This is a genomic window from Aquimarina macrocephali, from assembly GCF_051627225.1.
Taxonomy (GTDB): Bacteria; Bacteroidota; Bacteroidia; order Flavobacteriales; family Flavobacteriaceae; genus Aquimarina; species Aquimarina macrocephali.
The window spans coordinates 5,416,270-5,432,500 of sequence record NZ_CP151795.1 but is presented as its reverse complement, the minus strand read 5'-3'; the positions used below and the strand labels follow the sequence as shown (position 1 = coordinate 5,432,500).

The 16,231-nt window shown below is 32.1% G+C and carries 15 protein-coding genes (1 of these 15 cut by a window edge); 4 read left to right on the top strand and 11 right to left on the bottom strand.

The genetic code is table 11. The features are described from left to right. The 4 genes from AAFU52_RS24180 to AAFU52_RS24165 form a co-directional block, all read right to left on the bottom strand. On the bottom strand, positions 1 to 2,152 hold the 5' portion of the coding sequence (locus AAFU52_RS24180; RefSeq protein WP_438423979.1) for an ATP-binding protein. Its footprint begins 20 nt before the window's first position; 2,152 of the gene's 2,172 nt are visible here — the first part of the coding sequence; its start codon is at positions 2,150 to 2,152; its stop codon lies off the left edge, out of view. Positions 2,153 to 2,514: 362 nt separating this feature from the next. Next, complete coding sequence (locus AAFU52_RS24175) at positions 2,515 to 2,943, bottom strand: DUF4268 domain-containing protein (RefSeq protein WP_438423977.1); 429 nt, start codon at positions 2,941 to 2,943, stop codon at positions 2,515 to 2,517. Next, complete coding sequence (locus AAFU52_RS24170) at positions 2,943 to 3,620, bottom strand: ZIP family metal transporter (RefSeq protein ID WP_024772578.1); 678 nt, start codon at positions 3,618 to 3,620, stop codon at positions 2,943 to 2,945. The genes AAFU52_RS24175 and AAFU52_RS24170 overlap by 1 nt, the downstream gene beginning before the upstream one ends. After that, complete coding sequence (locus tag AAFU52_RS24165) at positions 3,620 to 4,351, bottom strand: class I SAM-dependent methyltransferase (RefSeq protein WP_024772579.1); 732 nt, start codon at positions 4,349 to 4,351, stop codon at positions 3,620 to 3,622. The genes AAFU52_RS24170 and AAFU52_RS24165 overlap by 1 nt, the downstream gene beginning before the upstream one ends. A 106-nt stretch (positions 4,352 to 4,457) precedes the next feature. Here AAFU52_RS24165 and AAFU52_RS24160 point away from each other — a divergent pair, with 106 nt between their 5' ends. Next, positions 4,458 to 5,615, top strand: a complete 1,158-nt coding sequence (locus tag AAFU52_RS24160) for a THUMP domain-containing class I SAM-dependent RNA methyltransferase (protein WP_438423973.1) — start codon at positions 4,458 to 4,460, stop codon at positions 5,613 to 5,615. 5 nt (positions 5,616 to 5,620) lie between these two features. Here AAFU52_RS24160 and AAFU52_RS24155 read toward each other — a convergent pair whose 3' ends face one another. Continuing rightward, on the bottom strand, positions 5,621 to 6,001 hold the full coding sequence (locus AAFU52_RS24155) for a Fur family transcriptional regulator (protein ID WP_438423970.1): 381 nt from the start codon (positions 5,999 to 6,001) through the stop codon (positions 5,621 to 5,623). A 230-nt stretch (positions 6,002 to 6,231) separates the two neighbouring features. On the opposite strand from AAFU52_RS24155, the gene AAFU52_RS24150 reads away from it, so the two are divergent. Continuing rightward, complete coding sequence (locus tag AAFU52_RS24150; RefSeq protein ID WP_438423968.1) at positions 6,232 to 6,639, top strand: MerC domain-containing protein; 408 nt, start codon at positions 6,232 to 6,234, stop codon at positions 6,637 to 6,639. Positions 6,640 to 6,832: 193 nt separating this feature from the next. Further along, positions 6,833 to 10,105, top strand: coding sequence for a VPS10 domain-containing protein (locus AAFU52_RS24145; RefSeq protein WP_438423966.1), 3,273 nt, complete (start codon positions 6,833 to 6,835; stop codon positions 10,103 to 10,105). A gap of 22 nt (positions 10,106 to 10,127) precedes the next feature. Here AAFU52_RS24145 and ggt read toward each other — a convergent pair whose 3' ends face one another. The 3 genes from ggt to AAFU52_RS24130 all read right to left on the bottom strand — a co-directional run bounded on the left by ggt (position 10,128) and on the right by AAFU52_RS24130 (position 13,182). Next, positions 10,128 to 11,813: a gamma-glutamyltransferase gene (gene ggt / locus AAFU52_RS24140; protein ID WP_438423965.1), complete on the bottom strand. Its 1,686-nt coding sequence runs from the start codon at positions 11,811 to 11,813 to the stop codon at positions 10,128 to 10,130. Positions 11,814 to 11,981: 168 nt separating this feature from the next. Then, positions 11,982 to 12,692 (bottom strand): DUF6048 family protein, encoded by a 711-nt coding sequence (locus tag AAFU52_RS24135; protein WP_024772585.1) that lies wholly within the window; start codon positions 12,690 to 12,692, stop codon positions 11,982 to 11,984. Next, positions 12,658 to 13,182, bottom strand: a complete 525-nt coding sequence (locus AAFU52_RS24130; RefSeq protein ID WP_024772586.1) for a DUF6452 family protein — start codon at positions 13,180 to 13,182, stop codon at positions 12,658 to 12,660. Before AAFU52_RS24130 ends, AAFU52_RS24135 begins: the two co-directional genes overlap by 35 nt. 88 nt (positions 13,183 to 13,270) lie before the next feature. Here AAFU52_RS24130 and AAFU52_RS24125 point away from each other — a divergent pair, with 88 nt between their 5' ends. Then, positions 13,271 to 13,474 carry a hypothetical protein gene (locus tag AAFU52_RS24125; protein ID WP_024772587.1) on the top strand — a complete coding sequence of 68 codons (204 nt, stop codon included), beginning with the start codon at positions 13,271 to 13,273 and terminating at the stop codon, positions 13,472 to 13,474. A 71-nt stretch (positions 13,475 to 13,545) separates the two neighbouring features. On the opposite strand, the gene AAFU52_RS24120 is transcribed toward AAFU52_RS24125, so the two are convergent. From AAFU52_RS24120 to rlmD, 3 genes are all read right to left on the bottom strand, one after another. Next, complete coding sequence (locus tag AAFU52_RS24120; protein WP_438423964.1) at positions 13,546 to 13,956, bottom strand: hypothetical protein; 411 nt, start codon at positions 13,954 to 13,956, stop codon at positions 13,546 to 13,548. 41 nt (positions 13,957 to 13,997) lie between these two features. Continuing rightward, complete coding sequence (locus AAFU52_RS24115) at positions 13,998 to 14,306, bottom strand: hypothetical protein (protein WP_024772589.1); 309 nt, start codon at positions 14,304 to 14,306, stop codon at positions 13,998 to 14,000. Positions 14,307 to 14,711: 405 nt separating this feature from the next. Further along, positions 14,712 to 16,121, bottom strand: coding sequence for a 23S rRNA (uracil(1939)-C(5))-methyltransferase RlmD (rlmD, locus tag AAFU52_RS24110; RefSeq protein WP_438423962.1), 1,410 nt, complete (start codon positions 16,119 to 16,121; stop codon positions 14,712 to 14,714). Positions 16,122 to 16,231: the final 110 nt, after the last annotated feature.

Sequence of the window (16,231 nt, the reverse complement as noted above, 5' to 3'; positions counted from 1 at the left end):
TACTAGAAATATTTAATTCAATTTTTCGAAAAAACTCTTCGCTTTTGTAAGGCTTTCTCATGAAATCACTAAAACCAGAATCTGAATTAAGTATTGCTTTTATAGTATCTTGTGTATCTGAGGCCGTCAATGCTATAATAGGTACGTGAGAGTTAAATTCTCTAATTATTTTAGTAGATTCCATTCCACCCATGTTTGGCATATTTAAATCCATTAATATAAGGTCATACTTTTTTTCTTTCACCATTTCGATAGCTATAAGTCCATCATCAGCAATTTCAGAATAGTATCCCTTTGTTTTAAGAATGTTTTGTGTAACTATTTGATTTATTTTATTATCCTCAACAATTAGAATATTATAATCTTTAGTGTTTAATAATGAGATACAGTTTTTGGTGTTATTTGTTTTATTGTTTATCTCACTTACAGTATCAATTTCAAAAGAGATAGTGAAATAAAATGTAGAACCTTGTCCTGGAAAACTTTTTATTTTGATATCTCCTCCGTGTAAATTAACTAAGTTCTTAACTATATGTAATCCAAGACCAGTTCCTGTAGTATGATCTTTGGAATTGGCTTGAGAAAATTTATCAAAGATTATTTTTTGTTTCTCTAAAGGAATTCCTCTTCCATCATCTTTTATTTCAAAAGTGATTTCGACCATGCCATCAATAATAATTGGGTTTATAAAATTCAACCAAATATTTCCTTTTTTGGTAAATTTGTTAGCATTACTGATAAGATTAATAAAAATCTGAGATAATCTCACGGAATCGCCAATAAGCAAATTTGGAATATTTGGATCAAAATTAAGATGCAAAGTATTGCCATTTTTATCAGCTTGATATTCGAATGAATTTTTAATATCATCTGCTAGATTTTTAATATCATAAGTGGATTTGTCAAGACGTATCTCATAAGACTCCATTTTAGAAACTTGAAGTACATCATTAATAAGATTTAATAGGTGATCTGCCGAAAATTTCATCAGTTTTATAAACTTATGATTTTCTTCATCTTTAATTCGTTCCATTAGAATTGATGATAGCCCTACAACTCCATATAACGGAGTTCTGAGTTCATGACTAACAGTAGATATGAATTTTGTTTTTACCGCCGCTAAGTGGTCAGATTTTTCTTTTGAAATTTTAAGTTGTTTATTTCGTAGAGCAAGAGATTTTCCAAGAATTTTTGTTTTTCTATGGTTGTAAATAAAGAAACAAAAGAGGATTAAACATAATAGAAGTAGAGAGACCGTAAAAATAGATATGGTCTTTGATTGTTGTGCTTTTTGAGTTTCTATAGTATTTTTTTCCTCACTTACTATTAGTTGTTTTTTATATTGTTCGGCTTCTAATTTTTCTATATCAAGTGCTGTTTGGTGATGTTTAGTGTACTTTTTTAGAATTAAATAAGCCTTATCTTCTTTTCCGATTTTAACCAATAAATTTTCATATTTTTTGTAAATAGTCATCGCTTGTCTAAATAGTTGGTTTTTTTCAGCAATGGTAGCAGCTAATTCATAATACTTTATAGCAGTATTATACCTTTTATTATGATAATAATATTCACCATAACTGGTATATGTAGTGGCTAGTTTTGAAGGGTGTTGTTGTTGATTAATAAAATATTTCTTGCACTTTTCTAATAGATGATAAGCTTTATTGTAATTCTTTGTTTTTATATAAATATTCGCCAGGTTTAAAGCTAAAATATGTTGAGAGTTTTCATTTAGATCATCAGATTTTTCATAGATATGCTTTATTCTTCTAAGAGCTTTTTTGGGTTTATTAAACCCATTTATGTAAACCAGGGCAATGTTGTTATTTATATCTATGGCTAGTTCAGGGAAGCCTTCAAGTTCTTTTATGAATAATTCGGCAATTTTATAGTTTCTAAGTGCTTCTTTATAATCTTTAGTCGAAAAGTGAATTTTTCCAAGTAAATTGTATGAGTATCCTTTTAGATAATATTCTTGCTTAGGATTAAATTTTTCTGAAATATCAATTATTGTCTCAATAATCATGATGCCATTGGCTCTTCTTATTGTTGAATTTAAATGGTCTTCAGTGTGGATAATTGCATTTTCTAATTCCGAAAAAGACATTTCTTCATATTGTTGAGTATATGCAATAGAATAAAGCAAACTCATACATAATAAACATATGTAATGCTTCTTAATTTTGACAGTCTTCATTGTTCAACATAGATTAGGGGTGCTTAAATATATCAAAAAATTAACAAATAATCGGTTTAAATGCATAAAATCATGATTAAATAATAATATTTATTGATTTTTAAGATATAATTGTAGTCCTAAACTTACTTTTTATTAAAATAACCTGATTAAACTCTTAGAAAGGCTATAATTATAGTCTACCAGTCTGTATATCAGTTTTTAATTAAAAAGAGATAGGCTTTATATATAATGAATCAACTGATTTTAATCTTTTGGTAAGATATAGTGGTTATAAGGAAGGATTATGTATCAGATAAATTGATTGCCGAATATTTTTAGTCACTAATATATTCTTTATATCCCAAGAAGAATTCTTCAAGTTTATCCATGTTTTTTGATAAAAAAACCATAGTTTCTTCCCAGGTGCTTTTATTATGAATACTCACATTATCTATCTCTACATATATGCGAGATACAATTTTACCGTTATCAAGTTCATAGAATTGTTCATAGATAATGTCTTCTAAAAATTCAGTGGTAAGAATGTTTTTTAAACTAATGAGTTTGTCATAATAATATGCCTTGATTATCTCATCATAGGGTTCAATATCAATAGATACTTGAGCTTTTTTTGTTGTAAATGTAAATTTAAGAGTTACATCTTTAATTTTGGTATTATACAAAAGCCACTTACGAGGGTATCCTTTACCAAAGCTGGTCCAGAATTCCTGACGTATTTGTTTTGATTCTGATTTGCTAAACATTATATAAGATATGCTGTAATGGTAGCTATAAGAATAACCATAAGCTTTGTAATATTAAATTTATGGCCTTCATTGCTTTCAAAAAGAATTGTGGTCGATACATGTAGAAATATACCAATAACCAATGCAGTAATTTCTTTATAGTAATTCTGAACTGCAGTGAAATTTTCAGCAATAAAAGTTCCAAGAGGTGTCATTAGCGCAAATAACGTCAATGATATGATAATAACACTTTTTTTGATTTTGGTATTTAATAAAAAAGTAGTCAAAATCATTGCAATCGGAATTTTATGTATAATTATACCTAACAGAATCCCATCTGTATGATGTATCGGAAACCCTTCAAGTATAGCATGTAAACCTAAACTAATAAATAATAATTTTGGAATCTGATGAGTCTCTTCATTAAGGTGTATGTGTCCATGTTCTGCTCCTTTAGAGAAATATTCTAGAACTTTTTGAAGAAGAATACCAATCATAATCCAAACACCAGTACGTTTTGCAAAGAGGTTATCCTCAAATACCTCTGGTAATAAATCAAAAATGGTAATTGCAAGAAGAAAAGCACCACTAAAAGCTAAAAGTAGTTTTAAACTCTTTTGATTAGAAGTTTTAAAAATAAAAACTAATAAAGCTCCTATAAATACAGCAGTTATGGATAATATATAGTTGTACACTATTTAAAAATTAATATGAGTCTTGGCGAAGTAGTTTTATCAAATTTTTGAAGTTGGTAATTGCCAAAAATATCCAACAAGTTTACATTGGCATTTGCAAAATAATTTTCAAAATCACTTAGTGTAATGCTCTTAACACGTTCTGTAAATAAAAAATCCTCGTTATTATCCCTAAATCTAATTTCTTTAAAGATATATCCATCTTGAAAGTATCTCTTAATATTAAATGAGATGTTATTAACTACTTTTGTTTCTTCGGCGATGAGATTTTGAATGATATAATCAACATTCATAAAATCAATAACACCAAATCCTTTTTCATTTAAATCTGATTTAATTGCCTTAATCGTATTTAGATTATCTTCTTCTTTGTCAAAATAGCCAAAGCTGGTAAAAAGATTAAAAACAGCAGAGAATTTCTCAGAATATGGTTGGCACATATCGTGAACCTTAAATTTTAAGGTCTCATTTTCAAATTGTGAAGCATATTCAATACTGTTTTTAGAGAGATCTACACCAGTTACATCATAACCTAATGTATTTAAATAGATACTATGTCTACCTTTACCACAAGCTAAATCCAAAATTTTTTCACCAGTTTCTAAACTTAGATACTTAGTGATGTTATCCATAAAGTCTTTAGCCTCAGTGTGATTTCTATCTTTATATAAGATATGATAGTATGGTGTGTCAAACCATGATGCATACCACATTGTTGAATCTTTTAGCATAGGGCGCAAAATTAGTGTATTTTTACGGTTTAATTATAGAAGTCGTTTAAAGTTTTAAACCTTTACACTTAAAAATTTAAATACCTTCGTGTCGAAAATAAGAATAGTGAGTAATTCGTTTAAAATGGTAGCCAAAACCCTTTATGGTTTTGAAGAAGTTCTTGCAAATGAACTTAGAAAAATAGGTGCTCAAAAAGTAGAAATTGGAAACCGTATGGTTAGTTTTTACGGCGATACAGGTTTTATGTATAAGGCAAATTTGTGTTTAAGAACTGCAGTAAAAATTTTAAAACCAATTACTTCCCAAAAGGTAAGAAACGAAAAGGATATATATGATTTTATTCAAAGTATACGATGGCAAGAGTATTTAGGTTTAGAAGACACTTTTGCTATTTCTGCTACAGTTAATTCTACCATTTTTAGTCATTCTAAGTTCATTGCATTAAAGACAAAAGATGCAATTGTAGATCAGTTTAGAGAAGAAACAGGTGAGAGACCAAATGTAGATACAGAACATCCTGATCTTTCGATTGATATTCATATCCAACGTGATCTATGTACAGTATCATTAGACAGTTCTGGTGGTTCATTGCATCATAGAGGATATCGCACAGCAACTAATATTGCTCCGATTAATGAAGTCTTGGCAGCTGGCTTGTTATTACTTTCTGGTTGGGATGGACAAAGCGATTTTCTAGATCCTATGTGTGGTAGTGGTACTATGGCTATCGAAGCAGCTATGATTGCTTGTAATATTCCTGCAAATATAAATCGTAAAGAGTTTGCTTTCGAAAAATGGTTGGATTGGGATTTAGACCTGTTTGAAAAAATAGAAGAAGCCTGTCTGAATAAAACAAGAGATTTCCATCATTCAATAATTGGAATAGATAAAGAATACTCTGCTGTTAGAAAGGCAAATGTTAATATAGAAAACGCTAATCTTACTGATTTTGTAAAAATAAAAGAAGGAGACTTCTTTGAATCTGAAAAAGAAGTCGAAGGACCACTTCATATTGTATTTAATCCTCCTTATGACGAACGATTAGAAATTAATATAGAAGAGTTTTATTCTCAAATAGGGGACACATTGAAACGAAATTACCCAGGTACCAACGCGTGGTTTATTACTGCAAATCTTGAAGCGTTAAAACATGTAGGACTTCGACCATCCCGAAAAATAAAAGTCTTTAACGGAAAATTAGAAGCCAGATTAGTTAAGTATGAAATGTATGCTGGAAGTAAAAAGGCAAAATATCAGAATTAAGCACTCTAATCTATGCACGCATCACAAATTCCTATCATTAGGAATTGAGTTTCTTGTATTTTAAAATCTTTAAGTTCTGGAACCTTTATTTTATGAGGTAGACAAGTTACTTTGTTACAAGATTTACATTGAAAATGAATATGATTATGCATTTCGTGTTTGATATCACAATCATTACAAAGTGCATAATAAGCTTTTCCATCCTCTCCTGTTACAAAATGTACTTTACCCTTTTCGGCAAACCGCTCTAAGATTCTATATACAGTAGTTTTATTGACTTTTATAGGCATTGCTTTTAAAATAGCCTCTACAGACATAGTATGCTTCGCATCTGTAAGTATATCAATAACAAAATCCTGTTTCTGTGTATTTCTTGTTTTTTTCATTCCCAAAATATAATTGAAAACTATATTTTTTGTATTATTGCAACACTGTTGCTTTAGTATAGTTTACTATTGAAAATTACAAAAAAAATCTGATTGCCACTGTACGAATTTTTAATTCAGATAAAAAAAATAGTATTTAATATTAGAGTTAATAATAAAGTAGAGTTAAGAAGCTCTTGTTCTAAAAAATAAGGATAGGATTTATAACAATTGATCAATTTTATATTACTATGATACAAAAAACAATACGTATAAATTGGGATTTCATTGGGTTTTCTGCATCATTTTTGTGTATGCTTCATTGTATACTTTTACCAATATGTATAACTCTTTTTCCTTTGATGGGTATTGTTTTTCTGATTGATGATTTCTACGAATTTTTTTTAATAGGAGCCAGTTTGATGATTGCAATGTTTGCAATATATAATGGATATAGGAAATACCATGGTAAACCATTACCTGTTTTTTTGTACCTAGCAACATTAGCTTTTTTTAGTATTGGGTTTTTAATAGAAAACCATTTGGTAGAAAGGGTGTTACATTTTTTAGGAACGTTTTTTTTGATACTTGCACATTATTATAATTGGAAATTCACGAGAGATTATAAAAGTTGTAAGATTAAACAAATGCATCGATAGAATAGAATCATTATTACCTATGGTTTATTTATTCTCTTTTAAAACTTTGATATCTAAGTGATAAGGCTAAAAATAGGAAAATGTAAACCTGTAAAGTTTTATTTATACACTTTTATGTTTTTGTTAAGAGATTATTATTGAAATAACAATAATTTTCTATTTCTTTTTGAAGCTAACCATCAATTATACTCTCATGAAAACAAAATTCACACAATTCTTTTTCATAATATTTTTACTTGCATTTACTTTTTCAGTTTATGGGCAACGAGTTAAAGCAAAACAAGAAGCATCGACAGTACTCTCTGATTCAATATTCTCTGGATTAAAATTAAGAAACATAGGCCCGGCTTTTATGTCCGGTAGGATCGCTGATGTTGCTATTCACCCCAAAAACGAAAGTATTTGGTATGTAGCTGTTGCTTCGGGGGGAGTATGGAAAACTGTAAATTCAGGAACTACCTGGAAACCAATATTTGATGATCAAACATCATATTCTATTGGTTGTGTAACTATAGACCCCATTAATCATAATACTATATGGGTGGGTACCGGAGAGAATGTAGGAGGACGTCATATGGGATATGGTGATGGTATCTACCGTAGTAATGATGGAGGAGCTTCATGGACCAATATGGGATTAAAGACATCAGAACATATTTCTAAAATTATTATACACCCAGAAAATTCTAATGTACTTTGGGTGGCTGTTCAAGGTCCTCTATGGAAAAAAGGAAGAGATAGAGGGTTATATAAATCTAACGATGGGGGAAAAACATGGAAAAAAACCTTAGGAGACGATACTTGGGTTGGTGTTACCGATTTGGTAATAGATCCAAGAAATCCAGATCGACTCTATGCGGCTACATGGCAAAGGCATCGTACAGTTGCAGCTTATATGGGTGGAGGCCCGGGATCTGGTTTACATCGCAGTACAGATGGTGGGGAAACATGGGAAAAACTCAAAAATGGACTTCCCAAGTCCTGGATGGGCAAAATAGGGTTAACCATTTCACCACAACAGCCTGATATTTTATATGCGGCTATTGAACTGGATCGAAGAACTGGGGGAGTATATCGTTCTGCAGATCGTGGCACCACTTGGGAAAAACAATCTAATGCCGTTGCCGGTGCTACCGGACCGCACTATTATCAAGAATTATATGCATCTCCACATCATTTTGAAAGATTATACTTGGTAGATAATACGATGCAAATTTCTGAAGATGGTGGGAAGACGTTTAAAAGGATGAATGAAGAACATAAACATGGAGATAATCATGCTATAGCTTTTAAGAAAGAAGATCCTGATTACCTTTTGGTAGGAACAGATGGAGGACTATATGAAACTTTTGATCTTACTAAAAATTGGAGGTTTATAGAGAACCTTCCTGTAACACAATATTATAAAGTAGCTGTAGATGATTCTGAGCCTTTTTACAATATTTATGGCGGAACCCAGGATAATAGCACACAAGGTGGACCATCAAGAACTGATAACTTACATGGAATTCAAAATTCTGATTGGAAGATTGTACTAAATTGGGATGGCCATCAACCTGTTACAGAACCAGGAAACCCTAACATTATGTATGCAGAGCGACAAGAGGGGAATTTAACTCGTGTAGATTTAAGTACAGGAGAAGTGATTGATATCCAACCCCAGCCCGCAGCAGAAGAGAATTTTGAACGCTTTAATTGGGATGCTCCTATTTTGGTAAGTGCTCATGATCCTGCCCGTATCTATTTTGCTTCTCATCGTGTATGGAGATCTGATAATAGGGGAGATAAATGGACGACTATATCTGGTGACTTAACCAAAAACCAGGAAAGAATAGAATTGTCTATTATGGGCAAAAAACAATCATGGGATTCGCCCTGGGATTTCTTGGCCATGTCTAATTATAATACAATCACTTCGATAGCAGAATCTCCAAAACAAGAAGGTGTTCTTTATGCAGGAACTGATGATGGAATTATTCAAGCGACAGAAGATGGAGGAAAGAATTGGCGAAAAATTAATGTTGGTACACTCCCGGGAGTTCCGGCAACAGCTTTTGTTAATGATATTAAGGCAGATCTTTTTGATACAAACACAGTATATGTCGCTCTTGATAATCATAAATATGGAGATTTTAATCCCTATTTGGTAAAAAGTACAGATAATGGTAGAACTTGGAAATCTATTAAAGGAAATCTTCCGAAAAGAACATTGGTATGGAGAATTGTACAAGATCATATACAACCTAACCTTTTATTTGCTGCCACAGAATTTGGAATTTATTTCACAATAAATGGTGGCAGTCGTTGGGTAAAATTGAAAGGAGGTATACCTACAATTTCATTTCGAGATTTGGTAATTCAACGTAAAGAGAATGATTTAGTAGGAGCTTCTTTTGGGAGAGGCTTTTTTATATTTGATGATTTTTCTCTTTTGAGAAGTGTTTCTGAAGCTAAGCTGAAAGAAGAAGCTGTACTATTTCCAACACGAGATGCATGGTGGTATATTCCAAGACCTAGTTTAAGTTTTGATGATAAAAAAGGAAGTCAGGGAGCATCACATTATGTAGCTCCTAATCCTGATTTCGGAGCTGTATTAACATACTATTTAAAGGATGGATTAAAAACCAGCAAAGAAAACCGACAGGAAATAGAGAAAAAGAATAAAGGAAAAGATATTGTTTTTCCTGGTTGGGATAATGTAGAAGCAGAACGAACAGAAAGTAAACCTCGTATACTATTGGCAATAACAAATAGTGTGGGAAAGACTATTCGTAGAATTGAAGGACCTGTTAAATCAGGTTTTCATAGAGTGGCATGGGATTTACGATATCCAGCTACGGATGCAATTTCTTTAGAAAAACAAGAAAACTCATTTGGGCCGCCTAGAGGGTTTATGGTTGCACCAGGAAAATATACAGCCACACTATCCAAAGTTGTAAATGGAAAAGTGACTCAACTTTCAAATCCTGTTTCTTTTATGGTTAAGCGTATGTATAATGGTGCATTAAAAGGAGCTACACTTGAAAAAGTGACAACATTCTGGAGAAGTTATGAAAATACAATTGGTAGAGTTTCTACTCTAAATATGCAAGTGAACAAAGCAGGAAAACGTATTAAAGCCATGAAAGCAGCTTTGCAAAGAACAAATAGTGCTCCTGGAGATTTAGATAATCGCTTAAATACTTTAGAGGGAAGTATGGCAGATCTGAATAAGGAATTCTTTGGAAATAATTCTAAACAGCGAGTGGGCGAGAAGACAAAGCCTACCATTGAAAATAGAATGTTTTCTATTTATAAAGGCGTAGATAGATCTACCTATGGACCGACCAGTACACATTTGGAAACAATGAAAATAATTGATGATCAATTAAAAGTTATCACTTCTAAGTTTACTGTTTTGAACAATGAAATGAACTCATTTTCAAAAGCACTAAAGGAAGCAGGTGCCCCCTTTATTGAGGAGTAATTACTAGAAGTTTGTTATTAGGTTAGTACCCAGCTGCCTGGCCATCTTTGCGAGATTCAGAAGCTCCATAGTAGACGCCATCTTTTATCATAATGGCCTGGTAGCCACCATAAGGACCTAAAGCATACGATACGTTATGACCTTTAGAAAGCAGCCCTCTAATTGTCTCATAAGAAATTCCAGATTCAATATGTAATGTTCCTCCACTGGTCATTTCTTCTCCTGTGGGTTGAGACGATCCCATATGGTTTATTCTAGGAGCATCGCCAGCTTCTTGTAGATTCATTCCAAAATCAACCATATTAACAATAATCTGTACATGGCCTTGGGGTTGCATACCTCCACCCATAAGTCCAAAACTCATAAAAGGTTTTCCGTCTTTAGTAACAAATGCAGGAATTATGGTATGAAAAGGTCTTTTTTTAGGCTCATAGGTATTAAAATGTCCTTCTTTCAACGAAAATAATTCACCTCTGTCTTGTAAAATAAAACCAAGTTCGGTTGGTGTCATTCCAGACCCCATACCTCTATAATTACTTTGTATTAAGGATACCATATTGCCTTCTTCATCTGCCACAGTGAGATATATGGTATCTCCATTATTAAGATTCCCGGCATCATATGTTTTTGCAGCTTTATTTTCATCAATAAGTTTTCGTCTTTTTGTGGCGTAGTCTTTAGAAACAAGCTGTTTTACAGGAATAGTATTAAAATCTGGATCTGCATAAAATTTTGCCCGGTCTTCATAGGCTAGTTTTTTAGCTTCAGTCAGTACATGTAGATATTCTGTTGTGCCAAATCCCATAGATTTTAAATCATATTCTTCGAGAATGTTTAGCATTTGCAGGGCAGCTATCCCTTGTCCGTTAGGAGGTAATTCCCATACATCGTATCCTCGATAGTTTGTAGATACAGGTTCTACCCATTCTGAAGTATGATTTTTTAGATCATCATAGCTAAGAAACCCACCATTTTCTTTCACATACTTTGCAATAATTCTAGCAATATCTCCTTTGTAGAAAGTATCTCTACCCTCATTTGCAATTTTTTCTAGTGTATTCGCTAAAAAAAGATTTTTAAAAACCTCTCCTTTTTTTGGAGCAGAACCCTTAGGCATATATGTTGTTTCAAAACCTGGATATTTTGATAAAAACTTAGCACTTAATTGCATATAATATGCAACCAATTCGGTTACAGGAAAACCTTCGCGAGCATAATTAATAGTTGGTTGTAAAATCTTTTTCATATCTAATTTACCAAACTTACCGTGTAGTTGATACCACCCATCTACACAGCCGGGAACAGAAACGGGGAGAGGACCATGAGATGGTATTTTAATATGGTTGTTTTTCTTGAAATATTCTAAAGTTAACTTTTCGGGAGATCGCCCACTAGCATTTAATCCATATAGTTTTTTTGTTTTAGCATCCCACACAATAGCAAACAAATCACCGCCTATACCATTTCCTGTTGGTTCCATTAATCCAAGCATTGCATTGGCCGAAATTGCTGCATCAATTGCATTACCTCCTTGTTTTAAAATATCAAGAGCAGTTTGTGTAGCCAGTGGATGACTGGTAGCTGCCATTCCGTGGGTGGCAATTACTTCAGATCGTGTGGCAAAATTTTTACCGGTAATTCGATCCTGGGAGAAAACAATACTTATAGGTACCAAAAATAGAAAGCAAAGAGTATTAAATGATTTCATGTGAATGATTATGAGATGATAAAATATCCAAACAAGATAAGCAATACCCCATAATAATTGATAGGATACCTAGCAAAATGATTAATTGCAAGTTTATTACGAAGTGAGGCTATTGTGAAATATAGCCAAATGAATAACTAAAGTGAGAAGGAAGAACGGTTATTACTACTACTTTCTTTTCTTAAAAAACGGAATCAAATAACTTATAGAATATCCATAGCCTACACCGATACTACTGTAATCATTAGTACGACCAAATCCAGGAATATATAAATTATCGAATCTATCAGGTTTTTTTTCACTAACAAGACTTCTAAGAGATACATTAGCTCCCAGATATAGATTACTTATAAGTTCTACTTTAATACCAAGAACTAATTCTATCCAGCTGGCATTTAAGCCATCAGATTTGATGCTTCCGGTTATTTGATTTGGTCCAAAATAATCTGTGCTTGTAAAAATAGAATAATCATTCAGCGTTTGATCAAAAGTAGAAAACCCATACCGTAGCCCTACGTAGATGCTGTTTTGCATTCCGTACCAATTGTCATATATGTTATAATCTATACCTACTCTTGCATAGCTTCCAGAGCCTTTTGTGTTAATGTTTTCTTCATCTCTTATTAAGGATTCATTACCTATTTCGGCGGCAAGATAGAATTTTTTATAAAATCTATAATCCCCAACAATTTCGAATCCAGAATAGTTGTCATCAACTGCTGTTCGGATTAATCGACCGAGGTCAACTCCTGCTCTAAAACCATACTTTTCTGAGGGAGGAAGAGTGTCTTTTACACTAACCTTTGGTTCTTCTTGCCCATAGAAATAGCCGGTGATCAAGATGCTAATGAAAAATAAATACGTGTGCAGTTGTTTCATCGGTTACGTTCTCTCTTTGTATTGTTATATTTTTGATCCAACTCCCATCATCTCCAGCTTCTACGGGAGATACCGTTAGACCTTTGTAATTGATCTTAAATCCACAAGCACTACTTACATATTCTTCTTCTGTTGTGTATTGAAAACTTACAGTATCTTTATTAGGAAGGGGATCAGTATCACTATTATTAGTAATGTCAGAATTTATAGTAAATTCATAATCAGTAATAGATACATTATTTCTTAGCGGTATTAGAATAGAATCTGTTACTGTACCTAAAGTAAATGGAGTTTCTATACCAACTGCTTTTACCTGTAGCTCTAATGGAGCTTTTACTTGTGTACTTGTGTCAAAGTCAATAAATTTTATAACCAGAAAAGGTGTAGTAGGAGTACCTTCTGCACATATATCGTCTCGTTCACAACTTAAGTTTGAATATAAAACCAAGACTCCAATTAATATAAATAACGAATATTTGTATACTCTCATATAATATTTTTTTCTATCTCAACCACATTTTGATAAACATGGTTTTTCGCAACTATCCACAATACTACGAGAATAAAAATACGATTAGATGAATGCAAAAATATTGAAACAAAATAAGTTTCAAATTGCTATTTGCGTGACCAAAAATAAAAAAGATAAACCAATTCGTACTGGTTATTTCTCAAAAATAAAGGACTGGAATAAAGAGGGTGTGTTGCTACTTAAGCCATATTTGGATTTTAGTAATGGTTTTGATGATTATTATTTTGTTTTAAAAACCGGGAACCTTTGACAGCTCCCGGCCACCGCAATAGAAAATGTAGAAGATTGCTACATCAAGTTGCCATAATCTAAAGGGTGTAATTATTCCATAAAAACTAAATTCTGGGCTTTTGCCTTGCAGTTGTGGTTAAAAGTCACTGTACAACAGTAATAGTTTCTTCTATTTTCGCCTTTTTGGTTTATCCAATCCACATAATTGATAACGGTAAATGTAGAATCATTAACGATCCTAACATCTTTATCACTTTCTCCAAAAGAAATAATAGTCGATGATCGTAATCTTTTGTTGATTATAGAGTGTGATGCTGTTAATGCCTCGGATTTGTGAAAAAGAAATGTGTTTTTGTTGGTTTTTTTAGAATTTGTAATTTGACTGGTGTCGTTAAGATGTTGGGTGTAAAAAATAGCCCCGATTACTATTGTAATACACATAATTGGTATTACGAAGAGTTTTATTATAAACTCTCCTTTTTTAAAGTCTAATATCATCATTGTAAGCCTTGGTGGTAGTGAGATGGTTTGTGTGTGAAATATTATGGTAAGTTAACGTTAGCATTTTTTGCATCCCGTTCTTCTTGTTCTTTTATTTTTGTCCATCTAGCATAATTTTCTTTATCTCCACTTTGAAGAAAAGCTTCTGCAACGAATCCAGCATGTAATGATGCCTCTATTCCTGGGCCATTTCGCTTAACAATATTGTATTGTTTTATGGCTTCTTGCGCAACTTGATTTTTGGTTTCGTTAATTTGATGTTGACCAGTATCACTGGAACCGGTAGTAAATAAAAAATAAATTAAAATAAGAAGAATGAAGATCAGGGGTATTTTTACTACATTTCTCATAACTGTTAGTTTTGATAAACTTAGGTTTGACTATAAAATTTATTGTAGTAGCAATCTTCGGGTACAAATGTAGGAAATAACTCATGATATTAAATATGGTTTTTGAGTTAACTTTTTATGGTTTAACCGTAATTATTTTGATTTTATAAAACAAGATAAATCCTTGATATGTAGTGTTTAATGACTTTTTTGTTAAAAGGATTGGTTATATGCTAATAAAGCATTTGAAGTTGATGAATTTATTGCGAATTGAATGCTTGAATATGTAATGAATAAAAAAATCGATGAAATACATAATAGTGTTATATTTCATCGATTTTATTTATTATTGAATCAAACTTCTGGTTATCTGCAGATATACAAGTTTAATGCAGACTCATGTTTTGTCAGAAATTGATCATGAATCTATCTTTTTTCAAGTAATACAACGTTCTCTACGTGATATGTTTGCGGGAACATATCAACGGGTTGAACTTTACTTACTTTATACATCTCATCTAATAATGAAAGATCACGTGCTTGTGTTGCACTATTACAACTTACATACACTATTTTTTGAGGAGAAATGTTTAATAATTGCCCAACAACATCTTTATGCATTCCATCTCTTGGTGGATCTGTAATTACCACTTCGGGTTGACCATGTAGGGAAATAAAATCTTTGGTGAATACCTTTTTCATGTCACCAACGTAGAATTCTACATTATCAATATTATTACGTTTTGCATTTTCTTTTGCATCTTCTATAGCTTCGGGAACTGCCTCTACGCCGATTACTTTCTTTGCTTTTTTTGCAACAAACTGTGCTATAGTACCGGTTCCTGTATATAGATCATATACTAATTCTTCTCCTGTAAGATTGGCAAAATCTCGAGTTACTTTATATAATTCGTATGCTTGTTTAGAATTTGTTTGATAGAAAGACTTGGCATTAATTCTAAACCGCAATCCTTCCATTTCTTCTTCGATGTAATCTTTTCCTTTGTAACAAATAACCTCTTGATCATAAATTGTATCATTACCTTTAGGGTTAATTGTATACTGAAGAGAAGTGATTTCTGGAAATTCTGAAACCATATAATCTAATAATAGTGTTCTTTTTTCTACATCTTCATGAAAAAATTGAAACAAAACCATAATTTCTCCTGTAGATGTAATTCTAATCATCAATGTACGCAAAAAACCATGCTGATTCCTTGCATTATAAAAAGAAAGGTCGTTTTCTGTAGCAAAAGCTTTTACTTTATTTCGAATATCATTACTTGGATCTTCCTGTAGATGACATTTGTTGATGTCCAGAATTTTATCCCACATTCCTGGAATATGGAAGCCCAATGCGTTTCTATTTTGAATTTCAGAATCACTTCTAATCTCATCTAGAGTTAGCCATCTGCTATCACTAAAAGAAAATTCCATTTTATTTCTATAGAAAAATTGATCCTCTGAGCCAAGTATCGAACTTACCTCTGGTAGTTCAATTTTACCTAATCGAGTTAGGTTATTTACAATTTCTTGTTGTTTATAAGCTAGTTGATGCTCATAACCCATAAACTGCCATTTACAACCTCCACAAGTTCCAAAATGCTCACAAGTGGGCTCAACACGTTTGTCTGATAGTTTGTGAAAAGTAGTAGCAGAACCTTCGTAAAAGGCTTTACGTTTTTTGGTAGTTTGGATATCTGCTACATCTCCAGGAACTGCATTGTTAACAAAAATTACTTTCCCATCGGGGGCTTTAGCAATACTTTTTCCCTTTGCACCTGCATCAATAACTTCGATATTCTCAAAGATTTGTCTTCTGTTTTTCCTTGCCATAGCGCAAAAATAACAATAGAAAGCATATACTTATTAAATTTTCAATATATCTTAGAAAAAGAAATAAAAAAATGAACCTATTTATTATTTCTACGTCTATACTATAAAGG

Coding starts and splice junctions, on each gene's coding strand:
- AAFU52_RS24175 (WP_438423977.1), bottom strand. CDS start 2,943: ATGTTTAGCAAATCAGAATCAAAACAAATACGTCAGGAATTCTGGACC.
- AAFU52_RS24165 (WP_024772579.1), bottom strand. CDS start 4,351: ATGCTAAAAGATTCAACAATGTGGTATGCATCATGGTTTGACACACCA.
- AAFU52_RS24155 (WP_438423970.1), bottom strand. CDS start 6,001: ATGAAAAAAACAAGAAATACACAGAAACAGGATTTTGTTATTGATATA.
- AAFU52_RS24150 (WP_438423968.1), top strand. CDS start 6,232: ATGATACAAAAAACAATACGTATAAATTGGGATTTCATTGGGTTTTCT.
- AAFU52_RS24145 (WP_438423966.1), top strand. CDS start 6,833: ATGAAAACAAAATTCACACAATTCTTTTTCATAATATTTTTACTTGCA.
- ggt (WP_438423965.1), bottom strand. CDS start 11,813: ATGAAATCATTTAATACTCTTTGCTTTCTATTTTTGGTACCTATAAGT.
- AAFU52_RS24135 (WP_024772585.1), bottom strand. CDS start 12,692: ATGAAACAACTGCACACGTATTTATTTTTCATTAGCATCTTGATCACC.
- AAFU52_RS24130 (WP_024772586.1), bottom strand. CDS start 13,182: ATGAGAGTATACAAATATTCGTTATTTATATTAATTGGAGTCTTGGTT.
- AAFU52_RS24125 (WP_024772587.1), top strand. CDS start 13,271: ATGAATGCAAAAATATTGAAACAAAATAAGTTTCAAATTGCTATTTGC.
- AAFU52_RS24120 (WP_438423964.1), bottom strand. CDS start 13,956: ATGATGATATTAGACTTTAAAAAAGGAGAGTTTATAATAAAACTCTTC.
- AAFU52_RS24115 (WP_024772589.1), bottom strand. CDS start 14,306: ATGAGAAATGTAGTAAAAATACCCCTGATCTTCATTCTTCTTATTTTA.
- rlmD (WP_438423962.1), bottom strand. CDS start 16,121: ATGGCAAGGAAAAACAGAAGACAAATCTTTGAGAATATCGAAGTTATT.